A 21,851-nucleotide genomic window follows, 5' to 3' on the forward strand; every position below is an offset into this window, starting at 1 on the left:
CGTGCCGTTCGACCCGGCAGGCTACGAGCGGGAGGTGCTCCGGCCGCTGCGCAGGCTGCTCGGGGCGTTGCCCGGCGACCTGGTCACCCGGTACGCCGTGGAGCCCGACATGGACTCCGCGCAGCTCGAACGGCACCTGCGAGCCGTGCGGGCACTGTGGAACCGCAAGCAGGCCAACGGGCAGACCAGCCTGGGCCGGGTGTGCCAGATGATGATCAGCGCCGACGAGGAGCTCAAACGGTCGGCCGGCGCGCGGATGACCGACCCGGCGTGGTGGCGCGAGCGGGCCGGTGAGTACGAGGGGCGACTCAGGCCCCAGCACGACCAGCTGGTCCGCGACCTGCGCGCCTCCTACGGCGGCAGTGGCCGGATCACCCGCGCCCAGCTGGACCTGATCGCCGACACCCGGGCGGAACTGGGCGTCGACCGGGTGCGCCGGGCCGCCCGGGACGCCGGCCTCGCCGTGGTCGACGGGGTGGAGCTGCCCACGGAGTCCGGCCTGGACCGCACGGCATGGGCCGACCTGCGCGAACAGCTCCGCACCGCGCAGGCCCCCACCGTGGTGCACCTGCTGCACCCGGGCCTGGCCCGGCCGTTCGCGCTGGTGCACCGGTTCGAGGTGACCGGGGCGCCGGCGCTGCGGCTGGACGCCGCGACCCTGCGGTCGAGGGTCCGCGACGCCGAGCGCACGGCGGACTCGCCGGCCGTGCGGGCGGCCAAGGCGGCGCTGGCGATCCTGCGCACCGGCGTCGACAAGGGGCTGGACCTGCGCACCCTCGCGCTGTTCCACCTGGTGGAGGTCGTGCGGACCCGGCGCGACGCCGGGATGCCCGAGGCGCTGCTGGTCACCGAGGCCACCGGTCTGGGCCTGGCCCCCGACGACGCCGGCCTGCTGGTGGCGAGCCTGCCGCCCGGCCGGGGGGCCGCGGTCCGGCCGGCCGACGCGGTGCGCGCGCACCTGGCGGCCGGTGAGCTGGCCGGCGCCCGGGCGGCGCTCGCCGGGCTGGCGACCACCGACCCGGAGTACCCGGCCGTCGCGGCCCAGGTGGCCGACGCCGCCGACCGGTTCGCGCTCCTGCTCCGCGAGGCAGGGGAGGCGGCGACGGCCGGCCGGGAGGGCGACGCCGAACGGCTGCTCCGCGAGGCGGCCGGCATCGACGCCGCCGACGCCGGCCTGGCCACCCAGCTCCGCCGGCTGCCGGTCGGCGCGGCGCTCGACGTCACGGCCAGCCCCGCCGGGGGCCTGGTCCGGCTCGCGTGGCGCGCGCCGGTGTCGGGGGCCGGTGACCTGCGGTACCGGGTGCTGCGCGCCGAGGGCCGGGTCCCGGCGCACGAGCGGGACGGGGTGGTCGTCGCGGACACCGCCGCCGCCCGGGCAGAGGACGCCCCGCCGGTGGCCCGCCGGCTGCGCTACGCCGTGTTCGTCACCGCCCCCGACCGGGCCTGGTCCCGGGCCGCCGGCACCGGCGAGGTGGAGCTGCTGCCCCCGGTCGCCGACGTGCTGCTCCTCGGGCACGTCGACCACGTCACCGGCTCCTGGCAGGCGCACCCGGGCGCGACCGGGGTCCGGGTGACCCGCGCCGTCGGCCGGCCGTCGGCGACCGGCACCGAGGTCGAGACCACCGGCTCGTCCTTCACGGACACCGACATGACCGAGGGCGTGGAGCACTTCTACGGCCTGACCGCCGTCTACCGGGCCGCCGACGGCTCGGAGCGCGTCGCGGCGACCGTGGTCGAGTCCGTGGTGCCCCGGGGCGCGGCGACGGCCGTGGCGGACCTGGCGGCCGTTCCGGTCACGGTCGCAGGCCGTCCGGTGCTGCGGCTGTCGTGGACGGGGGAGGGCGAGGTCGTGCTGCGCCGCGCCGACACCGCCCCGGGCTGGCCCGAGGGCGAGGTCGTCGAGATCAGGACCATGCGGGGGTACGGCAGCCCCGTCCCCGGCCACCGCCGCCTCGTCGACGGCCGCTCGGTCCTGGACACCGACGCGCCCACCGGCCACTTCGTCTACGTGCCGTTCGCGGTGGGCGGCACCGGCGCGGTCGTCGGCCGGCCGGTCGCCGTGGGCCTGAGCACCCCGGTCCGGGGCCTGCGGGCGCGGCGGTCCGGGGACCGGGTGGTGCTGTCCTGGGAGTGGCCCGACGAGGTCGGCATGGCGGAGGTCACCTGGACCACGCCGGAGGGCGCCGTGACCCGGCAGGTGAGCAGGGCCGGGTACGCGGACGGGTGCGCGTTCCCGGTCGGTGCCGGCGGCGGCACGGCGGAGGTGCGAGGTGTCACTGCCGGGCCCCACGGACTCGCCGTGTCCCTGCCGGTTTCCGCCACGGTAGGTGGGCCGCCGGCCCGGGTCTCCTACGCGATCGGCCGCCGCCCGGGCCTGCGGTACCGGCTGTCGCGGCACCGGGTCGTCACGGTCAGCGCCGACCGGCCGTGCGCCGGGCTGGAACTGGTCGTGGTGCTCGCCCCGGGCATCGTGACGCCGTCGACCGCGGAGCACGGCACCCACCTCGCCCGGTGGACCGGGGACCTGACCCCGGGCGTTCCGGCGACGTTCGAGCTGGAGCTGCCGGCGTCGGCCCGGGCGCCGTACTGGCTGCGGTGCTTCGTCGTGCGCCCCGCCGACGTGGTGGCCGTCGACCCGCCGATCTCCGACCTCAAGGTGGCCCGATGAGCACGACCGCCTGCCCGTACTGCTACCACCGGATCGCCTCGCACCGGCTGTGGTACCAGTGCGCGGGCCGCGGCACCCCGGGCCGGGCCGGCTGCACCACGGAGGTGGACGCGGCCCGGCAGGCCGAGACCGGGTTCCAGGGCCGCAGCCGCCCGTCGTTCGGCCCGGCCCGGCCGATCGGCCCGGCCCCGGCGCGGGCGCGGTGCCCGGGCTGCGGCGGCGAGTCGGGGATCCGGGTCTGCCCGTGCTGCCACACCCCGCTGTCGCCCAACTTCGCCGGTTCCAAGAGTCCGCTGATCGCCATGGTCGGGGCGAAGGGCACCGGCAAGACCGTGTACCTCACCGTGCTCGCCCACGAGCTGCGGGCCGGCCTGCGCCGCCGGTTCGGGGCCGACGTGCGCCTGTCCGGCGATCGTCAGGGCGATGCCGCGTCACCGCTCCTGTGGCTGCAGGAGAACGTCGACGCCGTCTACGACGACCACCGGTTGTCCGCCCAGACCCCGCAGGCCCAGGCCGGCCGGCGGGAGCCGCTCGTGTTCGAGTGGCGGCAGGAACACCGGCGGCTCGGGCGTACCCGGCTGCGAACGTCCTATCTGTCCTTCTACGACACGGCCGGGGAGGATCTGACCACGCAGAGCAACGCCGTGGAGCTGGCCTATCTCGGCGCGGCCGACGCGCTGATCCTGCTGCTCGACCCGTTCATGCTGCCCGGGGCCCGGCAGTGGCTCGGGCTGCCGAAGGCCGCGCTGACCTCGGCGGAGGCCACCCTCGACGTGCTCGGCCGGGTCACCGACGCGCTGCGGATCAGCCACGGCGTCAAGCCCGGCCGGCGGATCCCGATCCCTGTGTCCGTGGCGTTCGCGAAGATCGACGGCCTGTTCGACCTCCTTGGCCCCGACCATCCGCTGCTGGGCACCCCGCCCGCCGCCCCGTACTACGACGAGCCGGCCGGCCAGGACACCCACGAACGGATCCGGGCCCTCCTCGACGACCTCGGCGCGGACGACGTCGACGCCCACCTGCGCCTCAACTACGACCGTTTCCGGTACTTCGCGGTCTCCGCCCTCGGCGCGCCCCCCGACTACGAGTCCGGTCGCGTCGACGCCGGCGGGGTCCGGCCGCACCGGGTGGACGAGCCGCTCGTCTGGCTGCTCGGCGCGTTCGGGGTCGTCCCGGTCGCGGGGCGGACGTGATGGACTCCCTGCTCTACACCGACTGCCGGCCCGGCCAGGGGCTGCGCGGCACGGCCGGCCTGCAGTTCCAGGCTGCGTCGGCCGGCGCGGATCCCGAGGCGATGGCGCTGGTCCAACGCGCGCTGCTCTACGAGCCCCCCGCCAGCTGGATGCGCGAACGCCGCCCGGTCGCCGACTACCCGCCGTCCCTCGCGCACGCCTGGGACGGCTGGCTGGCCACCGCGGCCGGCGTCTACCTGGGCCGCGAGGCCAACGGCACCCGCGAGGGCAACCAACTGACCCACGCCGTCGTCACGAGAGATCCCGACGGGTACGGGCCCCTGCGTCCCGCCCAGCTGTTCGGCGCCCCGTTCTGGCGCACGACCCCGGTCGACGGCACCGTCGGCCCGACCGTCGACCCGGTGCCCGGCCCGCTGGACGCCGAGACGGTGCGGGACTTCGTCGTCGCGACCCCCGACGGGGTACGCCGGCTCGCCACCCTGCTCACGGCACTGCGCGCCCTCGGCCGGCCCGACGCGCGCCGGGTGCTGTTCGTCGCGGCCGACCCGGGAGCCGTGCTCACCTGGCTCGCGGCCGGCACCCTGCTGCTGCCCCAGCGCGCGGCCCTCGCCGTCGGGTTCAAGGTGTTCACCACCAACCCGGCGTACGCGGAGCAGCAGGTCCTCGCCGTGCACCCCGACGCCGGCCCGGTGCCCGCCGACGACTACCTCCTGATCGACCTGGCCCGCGACGTCTGGCCCGACGGCCCGGTGGAGCCGGCGGCACTCGGCTGGGCGGAGCTGTTCGCGGCCGGGGACCCGTACGACGTGACCGACGCCGTGGAGATCGCCGGCGGATCGGGGCTGCCCGCCGGGGAGGCCCTGGCGCTGGGCGCGGCGGCCGTGCTGGGCCGCCGACCGGCCGACGGCGACCTGCCGGCCGTGGTGCGCTGGCTGGTCGACGGCGCGCCGGAACTCGTCGAGGCGTACGGCGGGGCCGTCGTGGACACCGTCGCGGCCGACGTCACCGGCTGGCCGGCGGCCGTGCTCCGCGATCTGGACCGGGTGACCGGGGACGGCCGGTTCCCGGACCGCGCGGCGGACGTCCGGATTGCCCTGCTCGCGGCGGAGACCCGCGAGGCGACGGCCGAAACCTCCCGCCGCGACCGTCCGCGCGGCGGCGAGGCCGACGCCGACGGCACCGGCGGAAGCCACGAACGGCCGGTGCGCGATGTCGGGACGGACGGGGCGCTGCCGGCGCTCCCCGGTCGCGAGTGGACCCCCGCGCACGTCGAGCGGGCCGCCTGGATCCTCGCGCGGGCCCTCGACGCCGCGGACCCCGACGGGTTCGACGCCGTGCTGCGGGTCGCCACCCGGTTCGGGCTGACCGCCCCGCTGGACCGGGTCCGCGCCGCCGTCGACCGGTTCGTCGCCGACTGGGCGGAGGCCGACGACAGCAGGTACGACCCGGGAGGCTGGCCCGACGGCGGACACCTCACCGACCTGCTCTGCGACCATCTCGTCGAGGTGCTCGACCAGGAGCCGTACCTGGCCGACAGTGTGGGGGACCGGTGGTGGCGGCGCCTGGTCAGCCGGGTCGTGGACCCCGCGAGCCCGCTGGACCGGGCGGTGGTGGGGGCGGCGATGGCGGCCGGCTCGCCGGCGTACCGGATGGAACTGCTCGGTTTCGACCTGGACAAAACGCGCGGCGACCGGCACGCCGCCGAGGCCGCGCTGGCCGCGCTGTGGCGGCGGGTGACGCCGACGGCACCGGAGCTGGAGCTGGTCCGCGACCGGGCCCCGGCCGCCACCCGGATCAGCCCGTCCGTCATCGACGACCACGTCCGCGCCGCCCGGGCCACCCCCGCCGGCCTGCTCGCGGCCGTCGAGCTCGGCCGGTCCCTGACCGACCGCGCGCACCTGCAGGAACCGGGCCCGGAGCTGGCGGGGCTCCTCGCCGACGACGCGACCCTGCGCGGGATCGTCGACGGCATGGCGGTGCCGGAACTGCGCACCGACGACCTGCTCGGCCGGCTGCGGTCGGTGGCCGCCGACGTCGTCGCCGCGCACCTGGACGCGGTCGTCGCCGCGATGCTCGACTGTGGACGACCGGCGCTCGTCACCCACCTGGTGCTCGACGTGCCGCCGGAGGTCCGCACCGGCTACCTGCGCGCGCTCGCCGCCGCCGTGCGCGAGGACGGGTACGAGTCCGACATCGTGACCGCGGCCCTGCTGCGCGGCGGACCGCCGACCGTCCTCGACGAGGCGCTGACCCACTGGCTGGTCCGCGCCGACGAGGCCGCCGTGTCCGCCGTGACCGACCGGCTCGCCGACCTCGGCGACCGGGCCCGCTCCGACGCCTGGGCGGCCTGGGCCGCCGAGGCCCGGCGGAACCGGGTCATCAAGCGGTTCCTGCCCCGGAGAAGGTGACCAGTGCCCGTCCTCGTCATGGTCGTGGCCTATCTGGCCGCGTTCATCCTGTACCTGTGGGGCTGCGTCACGGTCCTGGTCTGGATCGCGGTCCCCGCCTGCTACCTGTTCGGCGTCGGCGGGCCGCTCCTCGGGGCCGGGCTCGCCGTCACCCTCACCGGCAGGGTCCTCGCCGGTCACGAGGACCGCCCCGGCTCCCCGGTCCTGGTCGGCCCGGCGGACACCGGCGACCGGGGCTGGCCGACCTACTGCGCGATCCAGGTGTACCGGGACCTGCAGGCGGCCGACCGCTGGACCGTCCGGGTGGTGTACCGGCTGTGGACCTGGTCGTACGAGCGCACCTTCGCCCGGTACGGCGTCCGCACCCTGTGGGCCTGGCCGCTGCTCCTGCCGGTCCTCGTCCTGCTACTCGCCGTCACCCTCGGCGCGGCGGCCGGAACGCTGCTCACCGCCCTGGCCGCCGCGCTCCTCACCCTGCTCGCCCTCGCCCTCGGCCTGGTAACCGCCGGTACGCTGCGCGCCGCCGACCGGCTGTGGCAGCGGGTGTTCCACGCGGCGGCCAGCTGCCCCCGGCCGGGGTGCTACCACGTGACCCGGCTGCCGGCGTACCGCTGCCCCGGCTGCGACCGGCTGCACCGTGACCTGCGCCCGGGCCGGCTCGGCGTCCTGTGGCGGCACTGCGCGTGCGGGACCACCCTGCCCACCACGGTGTTGCGGGCCACCCGCCGGCTGGAGCCGGTCTGCCAGAGGTGTGACTCGCCGCTGCACGGGGACGCCGCCCTGGCCACCGACGTGCGGATCCCGGTGTTCGGCGCGCCCCGGGCCGGCAAGACCCGGTTCATCATGGCCGGGATCGTCGGGCTGAGCGCGCGCCCCGGGTCCCGGTTCGCGCCGGCGGACCCGGAGAGCGACCGGGCGTATGCGGAGTACGAGGCGACGATCGGCGGCGGGGCCTCGACGGCGCAGACCGGGAAGGCGCTGCCGGCCGCCGTCACGCTCCGGGTCGCCGGCGGTCGGCGCACGGCGCTGCTGCACGTGTTCGACGCGGCGGGGGAGCGGTTCACCGAACGGGCCCAGAACGAGGAACTCGCCTACCTGGACCACGCGCGGGGCCTGGTCTTCGTCCTCGACCCGTTCGCGATCCCGGAGGTCCGGGCCCGGCTGCGCGGCACCGCCGCTGCGGGCGGTTCGGCGTCCGGAGGCGGCGGGGCGTCCGGAGGCTCGGCGTCCGGCGGCCCCGCCGGTTCAGCCTCGCACGACCCGGACGAGTCCTACCACGTCACGGTGCGCCGGCTGCGGGACTACGGGGTCGACCTGCGCCGGCAGCGGCTCGCGTTCGTGCTCTCCAAGGCCGACCTGCTCCTGGCGGGCCCTGCGGGCGCGGGCCTTCCGGTGGCCGGCTCCGACGCCATCCGTTCCTGGCTGCTCGACGCCGGCCTGGACAACCTCCTGCTCGCGGCGTCGCGCGACTTCGCCGACGTCCGCTACTTCCTGGTCTCCTCGATGGCCGCCGACCCGGACGGCGAGGTGGCCGCCAGCGCCCCGCTGGACTGGCTGCTGGCGGCGGAGCCCGTCCCCACCGGAGGTGCCACGTGACCCGACCAGCTGTGCCGCCCGGCCATGCCCGCACCCGGTGGCTGCTCCTGGCCGCCATCCTCGCGGCCTGCGCGGCGCTCGTGGCCTGGGCGGTCCTCGCCGGCGTCCCCGAGGCGGTCCTGCACGGCTGGCACGCGATGTGGGCGGACATCCGCACGGGCTCGTGAACGGGTGCGGCCCCGCCCCCTGACGGGAGCGGGGCCGCGGCCGGCGCGGGCTAGCAGCCGCTGCACGGCTCCTTGGCCAGGCCCAGGTACAGCGTGCCCGGGTAGGTCGGGTTGAACGCGACCGCCGTGATCTCGTGCTCGTTGTTGTGCGTCTTGGTCACCAGACCGGTGGTCGCCGAGTACTTGAACAGGTCGGTGCCGTACGCCTGGAAGTTCGAGCCGTACTCGAACCACAGCTCGTTGGCGTTGGTCGGGCTCGGCCACAGCTGCGGGCCGTTGACCAGCTTGACGTCGGCCGAGCTGTCCACGATCGAGGTGAAGGTCAGGCCGCCGTTGGTGGACCGGTACAGGTGCCGGCCGTTGCCCGGGAGGTGCGCGTCGGCCTGGTCGATGTCGATCGCCATGCCGTAGACGACGCTGTTGTTGGCCTTGGACACCGCGAGGGTGAACACGTTGGTGCCGAGGCCGCCCGGGGTCAGGTCGAAGCCGGTGACAGCGGTCCAGCTGCCGCCGCCGTCGAAGGTGACGAACGCGCCCTTGCCGGAGGTGCCGACGAGCGCGTGCCACGGGTTGACCGGGTCGATGGCGGTGTCGTACACGTCGTAGGCGTTCACGCCGGGCGGGGTGCTGCCCGTGGTGGTCCAGGACGCGCCGCCGTTGTACGACTCGAACAGCTGGCCGGCGTTGTCGCCCAGCAGGACGTGCAGGCCGTCGGCCGGGTCGACGTTGAGGCCCGTGATGCCGTCCGTGGTCGGGTCGGTGATCGCGGTGACCGTGGTGCCGGTGACCCGGTAGATGCCGTGCGTGCCGGAGTCGGAGTACAGGTACGCCCGGCCGCCCTTGGCCGCGACGGCCTTGAGGACCCAGCCGTTCGGCACGGTGGCGATCGTGGACCAGGAGCAGCCGGCGTTGGTGGACCGCAGCACGGTGTTCGTCTGGACCAGCGTGGACGGGTCGGTGTACTCCCGGGTCGCGATCAGCGTGTTCGCGGTGTCCAGCGCGGCGAGCCCGTGGGTGTAGGTGATCGGGATCGACGTGGTCGCGGTCGCCGTCAGGGTGGCGCCGGCGTCCTTCGTGTAGGTGATGCCGGACGTGCCGGTGATCGTGGCGCAGGTCGGGTTGGTCCAGGCGGGCGCGGCGGTGGCCGCGGTGGACTGGGCCAGGGCGGCCGCGGTCACGGTCAGTGCCGCGGCGAACCCGGTGATCAGCTTGCGCATCTGTTGCGTACCCCCAGTAGGTGGTTGGTGACGCCGAACAGTATTAGCTGGGGTGAACGATCATTCATAGCGCGCAAACTGTGAAGGATCTCAAGTGGACCGTCGGGAACCAGATCGGTGCATTGTGGACGGTCGATGATCCGACCTCAGGAGGGCAGCTTGTGGCGGTTGTAGTACCGCGCGACCCGCACCCGGTTGCCGCAGACGGCCGGCGAGCACCACCGCCGGCGCGGGTTCGCCGGGATGAACATCAGGGTGCAGTCGGGCCCTTCGCACATTCGGACCTTGCCCAACGCGTCGCCCGACAGCAGCTCGCCGGCCGCCGCCGCCAGGGTCGCCAGCAGCCGGGTCATGTACGGGCCGTCACGTCGGTCGGTGACCGTGACCCGGGTGCCGTCCCAGCCGAGCTGGCCGTACGCCGGCGCGTCCTGCTGCGCCCGGGTCAGCGAGGCCAGGTGCTGCCGGGGCGGCTTGTCGCCGCGCGCCGCCGGGACGAGGACGGCCAGCACGATCTCCCGCACGGCCCGCAGCGCGCCCAGGTCGGCGGACGACAGGGGGCCGGGCGGCTGGGGCAGCCGGTCGGCCTCGGTGGCCAGCCAGGCGGCGGTCGACGCGGCGTCAGTGAACACGTCGAACCCGTCGGGGCGGGTGTTCAGCAGGTCTAGGGCCAGGTGCTCGCCGGTCAGCGGCTGGGGGCGATCCATCTCACTAATGCTACAGCACGGCCTTGACGCGTTAGTGATCATGAGATAGAACTAATGCATCAACACGTCTTGGAGGCATGTGATGGTCGCTCACCGCTTCGTCGAGGTCGACGGGGTCCGCGTCTTCTACCGGGAGACCGGCCCGGCCGACGCCCCGGTGCTCCTGCTCCTGCACGGCTTCCCGTCCGCCTCGCACCAGTTCCGCGGGCTGCTCGGGGCACTGGGGGACCGGTACCGGCTGATCGCCCCGGATCTGCCCGGCTTCGGGCGCACCGAGACCCCCGACGGCTTCGCGTTCACCTTCGAGCGGCTCGCCGACATCACCGAGGGCTTCGTGACGGCGCTCGGCCTGGACCGCTTCTCCGTGTACGGCTTCGACTACGGCCTGCCCACGGCCCTGCGCCTCGCCGGCCGCCTCCCGGAGCGGATCGCCGGCCTCGTCGTGCAGAACGGCAACGCCTACACCGAGGGCCTCAGCGAGATGGCGCACGGCCTGCTCACCGCGACCCCCGACCAGATCCGACCGGTACTGGAGCCCGACGGCACCCGGGGCCAGTACCTGGCCGGCGCGGCCGACCCGGCGGCCGTCGACCCCGACAGCTGGCTGCTCGACCAGCACTACCTCGACCTGCCCGGCCGCAAGGACACCCAGGTCGCCCTCGCGCTGGACTACGCCTCCAACGTCGCGCTGTACCCGACATGGCAGGCCTGGCTCCGCGAACACCAGCCGCCCACGCTCGTCCTGTGGGGCACCGCGGACCCCTTCTTCCTGGTACCGGGCGCGAAGGCCTACCTCGCCGACCTCCCGGACGCCGAGCTGCACCTGTTCGACACCGGACACTTCGCCCTGGAGGAGAAGCTGTCCGAGATCGCCCCCCTGATCGCCCGTTTCCTCGAGAGGACCACGTCATGAGAATCGCCGTCATCGGAGCAACCGGATTCGTCGGCTCCGCCATCGCCCACGAGGTCACCGCGCGCGGCCACCAGCTCACCGCCCTGACCCGGTCGGGCGGGTTCGACGCCACCGACCCGGGCGACCGGCTCGACGGCCACGACGCCGTGATCGCCGCCGTGAAGGGCGACGCGACAGCGGCCGCCCACGCCCTGCTCGCCGCCGCGCCGGCCCGGCTCGTGTTCGTCGGGGGCGGCGGGAGCCTGACCACCCCGGACGGCACCCGGCTGGTGGACCTGCCGACCTTCCCGGAGCAGTACAGGAAGGAGGCCCTCGACGCGGCGGCGGCGCTCGACGTGTTCCGCGCCGCCGACACCGAGGTGAACTGGTCCTTCGTCAGCCCGCCGCCCGCGCACCTGGTGCCCGGCGACAAGGCCGGCGGCTACCGGGCCGAGGCCACCGACACCCCGCTCGTCGGGGCGGACGGTGACAGCCGGATCACGACCGGCGACCTCGCCTCGGCGATCCTCGACGCCGTCGAGAACGGCACGTTCCGCCACCAGCGGTTCTCCGCCGCCTACTGAGTGATGTCCCCGACACAGGGTGGTGTCGGGGACCGGGGACCGGAAGGATCGCGGCCATATGGACACCGCCGCGATCCTCCTGCTCCTCGTCGCCGCCATGGCCGCGGGCTGGGTGGACGCGGTGGTCGGCGGCGGCGGACTCCTGCAGCTCCCGGCCCTGCTGCTGGCCGCGCCGCACCAGCCGATCGCGAGCCTGCTGGGTACCAACAAACTGTCCTCGGTCTTCGGCACCACCACGGCGGCCGTCACCTACGCCCGCCGGACCAAGCTCGACCGCCGGGTGATCTGGCCCGCCGCCGGACTGGCCGTCGCGGGCTCCGCCGGCGGCGCGCTGCTCGCCGGTTCGCTCTCCTCCGGGGTGCTCAAGCCGGTCATCCTGGCGATCCTGGTCGGGGTGGCCCTGTTCATCACGTTCCGGCCCTCCGTCGGCCTCGTCGTGCTCCCCGAACGCGACACCCGGCCGCGCCGCCTGATCGCCGTGGCCCTCGCCGGCGTCGGCATCGCCACCTACGACGGCCTGATCGGCCCCGGCACCGGCACGTTCCTGATCATCTCGTTCGCCACGGTGCTCGGCTCGGACTTCGTGCACGCCTCGGCCATGGCGAAGATCGTGAACGTCGGCACCAACCTCGGGGCGCTCGCGGTGTTCGTCCCCCGCGGGCACGTGCTGTGGGGCCTGGGCCTGGGCATGGCCGCCTGCAACATGGTCGGCGCCCGGCTCGGCGCGCGCACCGCCCTGCGGCGGGGCGCGGGCTTCGTGCGGATCGTGCTGCTCGTGGTCGTGGTGGCCCTGGTCCTCAAGCTGGGCTACGACCAGCTGAGCTGAGTGCGCTGTCTCGACGGCGGCGTACCACCGCCGAGACAGCCCCCCGTGCACCCTTCGGGCCGAAGCCCACGCGTTGACCCTAAAGACATATTCTGTCTTTGGCAACGCCCCTGGTGGATCCATAAGAGATATTCTTCCCGTTGCCACCGTGGGCGCTCGGTGGTATCAACAGGATGGTCCTGGGTGTCTACGAGAAGGTGGCCGCGATGCTCGACCTGCGGGAGCTGGGCACGGCGTTGAAGGTCCGCCGAGTGTCGCTGCACTACGCGTCGGCGACAGCCCTGGCGGAACACCTGGGCTGCAACCTCAATGTGATCACCCGGATCGAGAAGGGCGAGACTCCCCGGCCGCGCGCCGGGACGCTGAGGCTGCTGGAGACGGCGCTGCGGTTGCAGCCGGACACCCTGTGGCGGTCCTTCGCCCACGGCGAGGAGCTCCGGTTCGCCGAACACCCGGGGCTCTCGCCGGACCGGGCGTTGCCGGACCCGGCGCGGTTCCTGGACGCGGTGCCGGGGACCGCGGCGTTGTTGCAGGGCGGCGGGGTCAACGAGGAACGCCGGCAACGGCTCAGCGAACTGATCGAGAAGGTGTACGCGGCCGGGTTCGCGGCCGGCAGCCTCTCGAAGGAGATGGAGTCCCTGACCGCCGAGCAGGCCGGATCCGAGCCCGTCCGGCCCCGGGGCCGCGGATGAGCCCGGTCCGCCCTGGGCGCTGGACCGGCCCGACCAGCACTGGATCCGGAGTGGACCAGGGCCGGGTCTGGCTGTCCGCCCAGCTCGGCCGGGTCCGCACGGTCACGGGCCTGACCGCCACCGTCCTGATCGCCGTGATGCTGGCCTCCGACCTCGGCCCCCTGATCCCCGTACCGCACTTCCTGCACCAGGGCGTCAACGCCCTGGCGGCCTCCGCGCTGATCATGGCCGTCGCGACCCACCTGGACCGGGCGAAGGGCCAGCCCCACCACCTCACCGCCGACGGGGTACGCCGACGCCGGCCGGTGGTGTGCGCCGCGCTCGAACTCCTCCTCGCCGGGGTCCGCCGGGCCGTGCGACGCAGGCACACCGTGGCGGCGCGGCTCGAACCGGTGCTGGAGGCCGTCGAGGAGCGGGTGGCGGACAAGGCCGTCCGGCACGCGCTCTATTCTCTGGCGGTCGGCTCCACCACGTACGTCTGGCTGCTGGTGGCGCAGATCTCCTCCGCCGGGCACGCCGTCCCGCCCCGGCTGCACGAGCTCGTGCTGTGCGTCGGCGCGGCGTTCGCGTTCGCCGGGGGACTGGTGCTGTGGGGGATCTGGAAGTCCGCCATCGGGGCGGCGGCCCGCCGCGACGGCATGCCCGACCCAACCGGGATCGCCCGGCTGCGGACCACCCGGGTGGCATACCGGGCGTTCACCCTCAGCGCGGTCCTGGTCACGGCGCTGCTCACCCTGGACGTCCACGACGCCGGCGCTATCGCCTGGTACGACCACCAGTTCCTGCTCGCCCTCGCCTCGGGCCCCCTGGTCCTGGGGCTCGTCGCCCACGCCCAGCAGCGGATCCCGACCCTGCGCCGCGCCTGGACGTACTGGTGGGGCGGGCTGGGCGGCGTCGGGCTCCTCCTCGCCGGGCAGACGGCGGGCCTGGTGGCCACGGGGCACCTGCCGCTCCCGATGACCTGGCAGGAGACGGTGTGCGCGCTGGTGAACAGTGTCGCCGTCGCCGGGGTGATCCTGCGCTACTGCATCTGGACTGACCACACCGAGGCCGACATCCTGCTGATGGCGGAGGCGGAGCTGTCCTCGGCGCTCGGCCGGGACATCGACCTGGCGGCGCTGGCCAAACTGGCCCCCGGGCAGATCGAGGAGCTGCTGTCGCGACCCGGGGACGAGACGTCCTGATCGGTCGGCGCGCGTCGTTCAGTTACCCGAACACAAATGACACACTCAAGGTGACTTTCCGTTCGCTCCCAGTGGTATCAAGAGGGGGCTTCGGAGATCAACGAGAGGTGTCGGCGTGCTGGAACTGGCAGATCCCGCGGTGCGCCGGATCACGCGTGCGCTGCGACAGGGCGCGGGACGTGAACGGGTCCGGGCCGCGCCCCGGCTGTACGCCACCGTCCCCGCGAGCATCGCCGCCGTCGCGCCCCGGCTCGACCACGCCGCGCAGCTGTGGTTGGCCCGGTACACCCTGTGGTCCGTGCATGCCCTCGACGACATGCTCGACGACCCGGACCGCACCCCGGCGGAACTCGCCGATGTCGCGACCCTGGTGCGGACGATCACCGCCGGGCTGTGCCCGCCGGACCCCCGGGACCACTTCGCCGTCGAACTGTCGGCCTTCGTCGCCGCCGTGCGGGCCCGGGACTCCGGCGGCCTGATCGCCGACCGGTTCGTCGCCTCGCTGCGCGACGCCGTGGAGGCCGGAGTCGCGATCACCACCCTGAGCGCCAGGGTCCGGGCGGGGGAGGCCGAGCCGCCCGACATGGGGGAGTACGTGGCCGTGGCCGCCCGCGACCTCAACTACAAGTCCTTCGCGTACGCGCTGCTGGCGTTCGTCGGCGACGACCCGGCCCCGTGCGCCCTGGACCTGTGGGACCAGGCGCTGTCGGCCGGGGCCGTCGCCCTGCGGCTCGCCAACGACCGGCCCTCGGTCGACAGGGACCGTGCGGCCGGCCGGCTCAACGTCCTGGACCTGCGGACCGGCATGGGCACCCCGGTCACGGACGCCCTGGTCGACGCGCAGATCCGCTACCACGCCCGGCACCACGACGCGCTGCTCGCCCGCACCTGCGACCGGACCCTGCACGCGTCCGTCGAGGCGCTGCGGACCTGCCTGGCGCAGTCCCTCAACCTGTACCGGGTCGGCGACCTGCGCTAGCCGGCGGCGAACAGCGGAGCCCGGTCAAGCGGGCTCGTGGCCAGCTGGTCAGCCGGTCTCGTCGTCGGGACGGCCCGGGACCAGCAGCGCGCAACTGGCCGCCGCGGCGAGCACCAGGACGCCACCTCCGGACGTGATCAGGCCGGTGTCCGGGCCGCCGGCCGGCGTGCCGTCCCCGGAGCCCGGCCGCCCGGTGGAGCTGACCGCGAACCCGGCCCCCGGGGCCGTGCCGTCCTCGCAGGACACCCACAGCGACCAGGTTCCCGGGCGGCCGTTGCGCGGGACGGTGATCGCACCCCGCCCGCCCGCGCCGAGCCTGCTCACCACATCCGGCACCCGCGACACACCCGCCACGCCCGGCGCGGTCGGGCCGGCGAGGAAGATGCCGCTGCCCGGCCGGCAGTCGCCGGCGACCGCCACCTCGACGGTGCCACCGGGCGCGACGGCACCCGGGGACACCGCCACCGTCGCCGCCCCCGCCACCCCGGGCGCGAGCACGAGCGCGACCGCGCCGAGGCCCACGAGGGCTGCGAGCTGTCCGGTGCGCGTCATGGGCGGCTCCTTCGGCGGGAGGTGATGCGGCACAGCCTAGGGGGCCGCGTACCCATCATGGGCTGTTTGTCCGAACCGGCACCCGCTAACGACCTGCGCGGAGTCCTTTGTCCGGTCTAGCATCATTCGCTATGGCGAATGATCTCGACGGACCCGTGGTCACAGCCGCCACGCCGGCCCCGCCGGAACCGGTCCCGCACTGGACCCCGCCGCCCCGCAGCTGGCGGCGCTACGTGCCCAAGGTCTTCGCCGCGCTGTTGACCCTGGTCGCGGTGCTGTCCGCGCTGTCGGCGGTCAGCTCGGTGCTCGGCCGGGGCGTGCACCCGGTCCGCTGGTTCGTGGACACCCTGATCCTGCCGGCCCCGGCCAACCTCGGCTACGCGGTTCTCGTCGGCCTGCTCGCCGCCGCCATCGCCCGCCGGAAGCGGATCGCCTGGTGGGGCCTGTTCATCCTGCTCGGACTGCAGTTCCTCGCGCTCCTGGTCGCCAGCCTGCTCGTGACCCTGTACTACGCCAACACCGAGGTCAGGGCGGAGCTGGACGCGGAGGGTCCGCCGCTGCGCGTCTGGGAGGTCTGGACGCTCGGGATCAGCGTCGTGCTCACCCTGGTCATGCTCACCGCGTTGGTCCTCGCCCGGCGCGAGTTCTACGCCCGGGCCCGCAAGGCCAGCCTGGCCCGCGCGATCGGCGTGTTCCTCGGTCTGCAGGTCGTCTTCATCGGGATCGGGTTCTCGCTGGTCTCGGCGTTCCCGGGTGACCTGACCGGCACGCTGCCCAAGCTCGGGTACACCGTCGGCCGGGTCCTGCTCGGCGGCGTCTTCGACCTGCGCCGGGCGGGTCGGGCCCCCGGCTGGGTCAACCTGGTTCTCGGTCTGATGGGCGCCATCGCGCTCGTCGTCGCCGTGGTGCTGCTGTTCCGTTCCCAGCGGGCCCGCTCGGCGCTGGCGGTGCCCGAGGAGGCCCGGATCCGGGGTCTGCTCGCCGAGTACGGCGACGCCGACTCGCTCGGCTACTTCGCCACCCGGCGCGACAAGGCCGCGGTGTTCGCGCCCAACGGCCGGGCCGCCGTCACCTACCGGGTCGAGTTCGGCGTGTCGCTGGCCAGCGCTGATCCGGTCGGCGACCCGGCGGCGCACGACGCGGCCATCCAGGCGTGGCTGGACCTGTCCCGGTCCTTCGGCTGGGTGCCGGCCGTGATGGGCGCGTCCGAGCAGGGCGCCACCGCGTACGACCGGTGCGGGCTGAAGGTCATGCAGCTCGGCGACGAGGCCATCCTGCGGCCCCGCGAGTTCACCCTGGAGGGCCGGGACATGCGGCCCGTCCGGCAGGCCGTGAACCGGATCGAACGCGCCGGCCACACCTGCCGGGTCCGCCGGCACCGCGACATCCCCGCCGACGAGCTGACCCGGGCCGCCGAGCTCGCCGTCGCCTGGCGCGACACCGACGCCGAGCGGGGCTTCTCGATGGCCCTCGGCCGGCTCGGCGACGAGGCCGACGGGGACTGCGTCCTGGTGGAGGCCGTGGACGGCGAGGGCCGGACCGTGTCGCTGCTGTCATTCTCGCCGTGGGGCTCGCACGGCATCTCCCTGGACCTGATGCGCCGGGACCGCGCGGCCGACAACGGGCTGATGGAGTTCATGGTCGCCAGCCTGATGCGCGAGTGCGGCCGGCTCGGCGTCGACCGGGTGTCGCTCAACTTCGCGGTGTTCCGCGCGGTGTTCGAGCAGGGGGCCAGGATCGGGGCCGGCCCGATCCTGCGGCTGTGGCGACGGATCCTGGTCTTCCTCTCCCGCTGGTGGCAGCTGGAGACCCTGTACCGGTCCAATGCCAAATACCATCCTGAATGGGTACCGCGTTTCCTGTGCTACGGCGAGCGCCGCGAACTCCCGAAGATCGGGATCGCCGCCGCCATCGCCGAGGGGTTCCTCCCCGTCGCCGGCGCGCACGCGGCCACCCTGCACACCACCAGCCCCGCCGGGCTCACCGACGAGATCAGCCGGTTCAGGCCCCTGCTCGCCGTCGTCGAGCCCGAGGCGCGGGCCGGCTCGGAGCAGATGCGCGTCCGGCTGGCCAAGCTGGAGGCGATCCGGGCGGCCGGGGTCGACCCGTACCCGATCGGCTTCGCCGTCACCACCTCCTGCGCCGCCGTGGCCGCCGCGCACGGCCACCTCGAGCCCGGCACCATGACCGGCGAGCGGGTGTCCCTCGCCGGCCGGGTCGTCCTCGCCCGCGACCACGGGAAGATCGGCTTCGCGACCATCCGGGACTGGACCGGCGACCTGCAACTCTTCCTGCGCGGCGAGCCGCTGACCAGCTGGAAGTCCGACGTGGACCTCGGTGACCATGTCGGCGTCACCGGCGAGGTGGGCGTGTCCAAGCGTGGCGAGCTGTCGGTGTTCGTCGACTCCTGGACCCTGACCGCCAAGTGCCTGCACCCGCTGCCCGACAAGCACCTCGGCCTCGCCGACAACGAGGCCAAGGTCCGCCAGCGCTACGTCGACCTGATCGTCAACCCGGAGGCCCGCGCCACGCTGCGGGCCCGCAGCGCCGTGGTCCGCTCCCTGCGCAACACCCTCGACGACCACGGCTTCATCGAGGTCGAGACGCCCATGCTCCAGGCCATCCACGGCGGGGCCAACGCTCGGCCGTTCGTCACCCACATCAACGCCTACGACATGCGGCTGTACCTGCGGATCGCCCCCGAGCTGTACCTCAAGCGGCTCGCCGTCGGCGGCGTCGAACGGGTCTTCGAGCTGGGCCGGACCTTCCGCAACGAGGGCGTGTCGTTCAAGCACAACCCCGAGTTCACGATGCTGGAGGCCTACCAGGCCTACGCCGACTACATGGTGATGCTCGACCTGACCCGCACCCTGATCCAGCGGGCGGCCCTCGCGGCCCTGGGCACGACGGTGATCACCCACGAGGGCACGTCCTACGACCTGGCCGGCGCGTGGCCGGTCGTCGCGATCAACGACGCCATCTCGACGGCGCTCGGCGAGGAGGTCGGGCCGGACACGACCGTGGAGCGGTTGCGGGAGCTGTGCGAGGCCCGGGAGATCCCCTACGACCCGAAGTGGGGCCACGGCCAGCTCATCCTCGAACTGTACGAACGCCTCGTCGAGCACCACACCCTCGCGCCGACGTTCTACAAGGACTTCCCGACGGACGTGTCGCCCCTGACCCGCCAGCACCGCGACGACCCGCGACTCGCGGAACGCTGGGACCTGGTGGCGTTCGGCACCGAACTGGGCACGGCCTATTCGGAGCTGATCGACCCGGTGGAGCAGCGCCGCCGGTTGACGGAGCAGTCGCTGCTGGCGGCCGGCGGCGACCCGGAGGCGATGGAACTCGACGAGGACTTCCTGACGGCCCTGGAGTACGCGATGCCGCCGACAGGGGGACTGGGGATCGGGGTGGACCGGGTGGTGATGCTGCTGACCGGGGGGACGATCCGGGAGACGCTGCCGTTCCCGCTGGTCAGGCCCCGCTGACCACTGGTCAGGCCGCGCTGGGCCGAAGCGGCGCGCCCGGCAGTCCCTCGGTGGTTCAATGAGGGGTAATTGTCGAGAAATGGGGCGGCGATGGCGGGGGAGCGGACGCGGCCGTGGCGGCAGGTCGCCGTACTCGGCGTCATCCTGGTCGGCCTCTGGTCCCTGGTGCTGTTCACCGGCCCCGGGAAGATGTTCAGCTCCGAACGCCTCAAGCCCCGCCTCGGCCTCGACCTGGTCGGCGGCACCACCCTCACCCTGATCGCCCGTACCCCCGACGGCAAACCGCCGTCCGGGAGCAGCCTCGAACAGGCCCGCCGGATCATCGAGAACCGGGTCAACGGGCTGGGCGTCGCCGAGCCGGAAGTGGTCACCGAGGGCGATTCCAACATCAAGGTCTCCGTCGCGGGTACCGGCGGCGACGCCATCAAACAGGTCGGCCAGCCCGCCCAACTCAAGTTCCGCAAGGTCGTCGGCGGCGTCCCGATCACCGCGAACGCGCCGGCCCCGCCCACCGCCGGCCCCGACCAACCCACCCTCGACCAGGTCAAGGCCAAGCTCGGCCCGGCCTGGCCGGTCGCGGAGGCGCTGAAGACGCCCGACGAGGGCGCGGCCAAGGCCGCCGAGCTGGCCCCGTTCGGCACGCTCACGCCCAAGGAGGTCGCGGTGCTGCCGGCGACCGCCCAGCTGAACGTGCCGACCGTGACCTGCCGGCAGCTCGACGAGCGCCCGCCAGGCAGCATCGACAGGGCGGACGTGCAGGTGGTGGCGTGCGACGGGCAGTTCAAGTACCTGCTGGACGTGGCCAAGGTGGTCGGCACCGACGTGGCCGGGGCCAGTGACACCTACGACCAGGGCTGGGAGGTGATCCTCAAGTTCACCGGGTCCGGGCAGGACAAGTGGACGAACCTGACCCGGGAGGCGTACGACAACGGGGCCATGAACCAGGTCGCCATCGTGCTGGACAACCGGGTCGTGTCGGCACCGCGGATCCAGGGCGTCATCAACGGCGACGCGCGGATCACCGGCAGTTTCAGCCGCAGCCAGGCGGCCGAACTGGCCAACCAGCTCAAGTATGGCGCTCTCCCGCTCTCCTTCGAGCAGGGCGAGGCCAACTCGATCTCCGCGACGCTGGGCACCGAGCAGCTACGCGCCGGCCTGCTCGCCGCCGGGATCGGCATGCTCCTCGTCGTCGTGTACGCCCTGTTCTACTACCGCCTGCTCGGCACCGTGATCCTCGGCAGCCTGGTGATCTCCGCCCTGCTCACGTACGCGGCCCTGGTGCTCCTCGGCCGGCAGATCGGCTTCACCCTGACGCTGGCCGGCATCGCCGGTTTCATCGTGTCCCTCGGCGTGGCCGCCGACTCGTTCGTCATCTACTTCGAACGCCTCAAGGACGAGATCCACGAGGGCCGGTCCCCGCGCAGCGCCGTGGACCGCGCCTGGATCCGGGCCCGGCGCACCATCATCTCCGCGAACGTCGTCACGATCGGCGCGGCCGTCGTCCTCTACGTCGTCTCCGTCGGCGCGGTCAAGGGCTTCGCGTTCGCGCTCGGCCTGGCCACGATCCTCGACCTGCTCGTCGTGTTCCTGTTCCGGCACCCGATGATGACGATGCTGGCCAACCTGAGGGCCTTCCTGTCGCCCCGGGTGTCCGGGCTCGGCCGGGTCCTGCGCAGCGCGGGCCCCGCTAAGGGCTTCCTGGCGAAGCTGTACCGGGGCGAGGCGAACCTCGACATCGTGGGCCGCCGCCGCGTCTGGTACGCCATCTCCCTGGCCATCGTCGTGATCGCCGCGCTCAGCTTCACGTTCCGGGGCTTCCACCTGGGCATCGAGTTCAAGGGCGGCAACTCCTTCCAGGTACCGGCGTCCTCGGCCGCGAACATCGACACCGCCCGCAACGCCGTCACGGACGCTGGCGCCGTGGTCGTGTCGGCGCAACGGGTCGGCGGCACCAGCCCCACCTATCTGGTCCGCACCGCGCCCCTCACCGCCGACCGGACCCTCGCCGTGAAGAACGCGGTCGCGTCGACGCTGCACCTGAGCCCCGATCTCGTGTCCGACAACCGGGTCAGCGCGGCCTGGGGCTCGCAGATCACCCAGGCAGCCCTGTGGGGCCTGGTCATCTTCCTGGCCCTCGTGATCGGGTACCTCGTCGTGCGTTTCGAGTGGCGGATGGCCGTCGCCGCGATCCTCGCCCTGATCTTCGACCTGATCGTGGCGGCGGCCGTCTACTCCCTCGTCGGCTTCGAGGTGTCCCCGTCCACCGTGATCGGCATGCTCACCATCCTCGGCTTCGCGCTGTACGACGTCGTCGTCGTCTTCGACAAGGTCCAGGAGAACACCGCCCGGGTCACGGCCGGCACCCGCCAGACCTACGCCGAGGCCGCCAACCTCGCCGTCAACCAGACCCTGATGCGTTCCATCAACACCTCCGTCATCGCGCTGCTGCCCGTCGCCGGGATGCTGTTCATCGGGGTCGGACTGCTCGGGGCCGGCACCCTGAAGGACCTGGCCCTGGTCCTGTTCGTCGGCATGGCCACGGCGGTGTTCTCCTCGATCCTGCTGGCGACCCCGATCACGGTCGACCTCAAGTACGGCGACCGGAAGATCCGGCTGCACGACGAGCGGATCCGCGCCAAACGCGCCACGACGGCCCCGGCCACGGGCTGACCAGCTCCCGTCGACCGTGGGCGGCGGC

15 protein-coding genes and 2 pseudogenes are annotated in these 21,851 nt (G+C 73.8%); 14 read left to right on the plus strand and 3 right to left on the minus strand.

Features of this window, described 5'->3' with window-relative positions; all coding sequences use genetic code 11:
- The first annotated feature begins 1 nt into the window (after position 1).
- Genes IW245_RS38835 through IW245_RS38855 form a run of 5 tightly spaced genes read left to right on the plus strand, consistent with a single transcriptional unit; the run spans position 2 to position 8,032 of the window.
- Positions 2-2,668 (plus strand): SaeA-related protein, encoded by a 2,667-nt coding sequence (locus IW245_RS38835; protein WP_197008029.1) that lies wholly within the window; start codon positions 2-4, stop codon positions 2,666-2,668.
- Positions 2,665-3,861: a hypothetical protein gene (locus tag IW245_RS38840; protein ID WP_197008030.1), complete on the plus strand. Its 1,197-nt coding sequence runs from the start codon at positions 2,665-2,667 to the stop codon at positions 3,859-3,861. Before IW245_RS38835 ends, IW245_RS38840 begins: the two co-directional genes overlap by 4 nt.
- Positions 3,861-6,269: a GTPase-associated protein 1-related protein gene (locus IW245_RS38845; RefSeq protein ID WP_231400822.1), complete on the plus strand. Its 2,409-nt coding sequence runs from the start codon at positions 3,861-3,863 to the stop codon at positions 6,267-6,269. Before IW245_RS38840 ends, IW245_RS38845 begins: the two co-directional genes overlap by 1 nt.
- 3 nt (positions 6,270-6,272) lie before the next feature.
- A complete protein-coding gene (locus tag IW245_RS41935) occupies positions 6,273-7,865 on the plus strand; it encodes a TRAFAC clade GTPase domain-containing protein (protein ID WP_197008032.1) in 1,593 nt (530 codons plus the stop codon).
- Positions 7,862-8,032 (plus strand): hypothetical protein, encoded by a 171-nt coding sequence (locus IW245_RS38855; RefSeq protein ID WP_197008033.1) that lies wholly within the window; start codon positions 7,862-7,864, stop codon positions 8,030-8,032. The genes IW245_RS41935 and IW245_RS38855 overlap by 4 nt, the downstream gene beginning before the upstream one ends.
- 50 nt (positions 8,033-8,082) lie before the next feature.
- On the opposite strand, the gene IW245_RS38860 is transcribed toward IW245_RS38855, so the two are convergent.
- A complete protein-coding gene (locus IW245_RS38860; protein ID WP_197008034.1) occupies positions 8,083-9,249 on the minus strand; it encodes a WD40/YVTN/BNR-like repeat-containing protein in 1,167 nt (388 codons plus the stop codon).
- A 146-nt stretch (positions 9,250-9,395) separates the two neighbouring features.
- A complete protein-coding gene (locus tag IW245_RS38865; RefSeq protein WP_197008035.1) occupies positions 9,396-9,953 on the minus strand; it encodes a CGNR zinc finger domain-containing protein in 558 nt (185 codons plus the stop codon).
- Between the two features lie 82 nt (positions 9,954-10,035).
- Between IW245_RS38865 and IW245_RS38870 the strand changes: the two genes are divergently transcribed.
- From IW245_RS38870 to IW245_RS38895, 6 genes are all read left to right on the plus strand, one after another.
- The gene (locus IW245_RS38870; RefSeq protein ID WP_231399087.1) at positions 10,036-10,866 is read left to right on the plus strand and encodes an alpha/beta fold hydrolase; all 831 of its coding nucleotides are present in this window, start codon (positions 10,036-10,038) and stop codon (positions 10,864-10,866) included.
- On the plus strand, positions 10,863-11,429 hold the full coding sequence (locus tag IW245_RS38875; RefSeq protein WP_197008037.1) for an NAD(P)-dependent oxidoreductase: 567 nt from the start codon (positions 10,863-10,865) through the stop codon (positions 11,427-11,429). The genes IW245_RS38870 and IW245_RS38875 overlap by 4 nt, the downstream gene beginning before the upstream one ends.
- A 58-nt stretch (positions 11,430-11,487) precedes the next feature.
- Positions 11,488-12,255 carry a sulfite exporter TauE/SafE family protein gene (locus IW245_RS38880; protein ID WP_197008038.1) on the plus strand — a complete coding sequence of 256 codons (768 nt, stop codon included), beginning with the start codon at positions 11,488-11,490 and terminating at the stop codon, positions 12,253-12,255.
- Positions 12,256-12,428: 173 nt separating this feature from the next.
- Positions 12,429-12,947, plus strand: coding sequence for a helix-turn-helix domain-containing protein (locus IW245_RS38885; RefSeq protein ID WP_197008039.1), 519 nt, complete (start codon positions 12,429-12,431; stop codon positions 12,945-12,947).
- Positions 12,944-14,131: a hypothetical protein gene (locus IW245_RS41940; protein WP_197008040.1), complete on the plus strand. Its 1,188-nt coding sequence runs from the start codon at positions 12,944-12,946 to the stop codon at positions 14,129-14,131. Before IW245_RS38885 ends, IW245_RS41940 begins: the two co-directional genes overlap by 4 nt.
- 115 nt (positions 14,132-14,246) lie before the next feature.
- Positions 14,247-15,110, plus strand: coding sequence for a hypothetical protein (locus tag IW245_RS38895; protein ID WP_197008041.1), 864 nt, complete (start codon positions 14,247-14,249; stop codon positions 15,108-15,110).
- 48 nt (positions 15,111-15,158) lie between these two features.
- Here the strand turns inward: IW245_RS38895 and IW245_RS38900 are convergent, their stop codons facing one another.
- Entirely contained in the window at positions 15,159-15,662 is a 504-nt protein-coding gene (locus IW245_RS38900; RefSeq protein ID WP_197008042.1) for a hypothetical protein, read from the minus strand.
- A 131-nt stretch (positions 15,663-15,793) separates the two neighbouring features.
- On the opposite strand from IW245_RS38900, the gene lysX reads away from it, so the two are divergent.
- The 3 genes and pseudogenes from lysX to secF form a co-directional block, all read left to right on the plus strand.
- Positions 15,794-19,153, plus strand: coding sequence for a bifunctional lysylphosphatidylglycerol synthetase/lysine--tRNA ligase LysX (gene lysX / locus IW245_RS38905; protein ID WP_197008043.1), 3,360 nt, complete (start codon positions 15,794-15,796; stop codon positions 19,151-19,153).
- A 90-nt stretch (positions 19,154-19,243) separates the two neighbouring features.
- A pseudogene (secD, locus tag IW245_RS38910) lies at positions 19,244-20,824 on the plus strand (protein translocase subunit SecD); the annotation flags it as partial.
- Positions 20,822-21,799: pseudogene (gene secF / locus IW245_RS41360) on the plus strand (protein translocase subunit SecF); the annotation flags it as partial. The pseudogenes secD and secF, both read left to right, overlap by 3 nt.
- Positions 21,800-21,851 lie beyond the last annotated feature (52 nt).

The sequence above is a fragment of the Longispora fulva genome (genome assembly GCF_015751905.1).
GTDB lineage: Bacteria > Actinomycetota > Actinomycetes > Mycobacteriales > Micromonosporaceae > Longispora > Longispora fulva.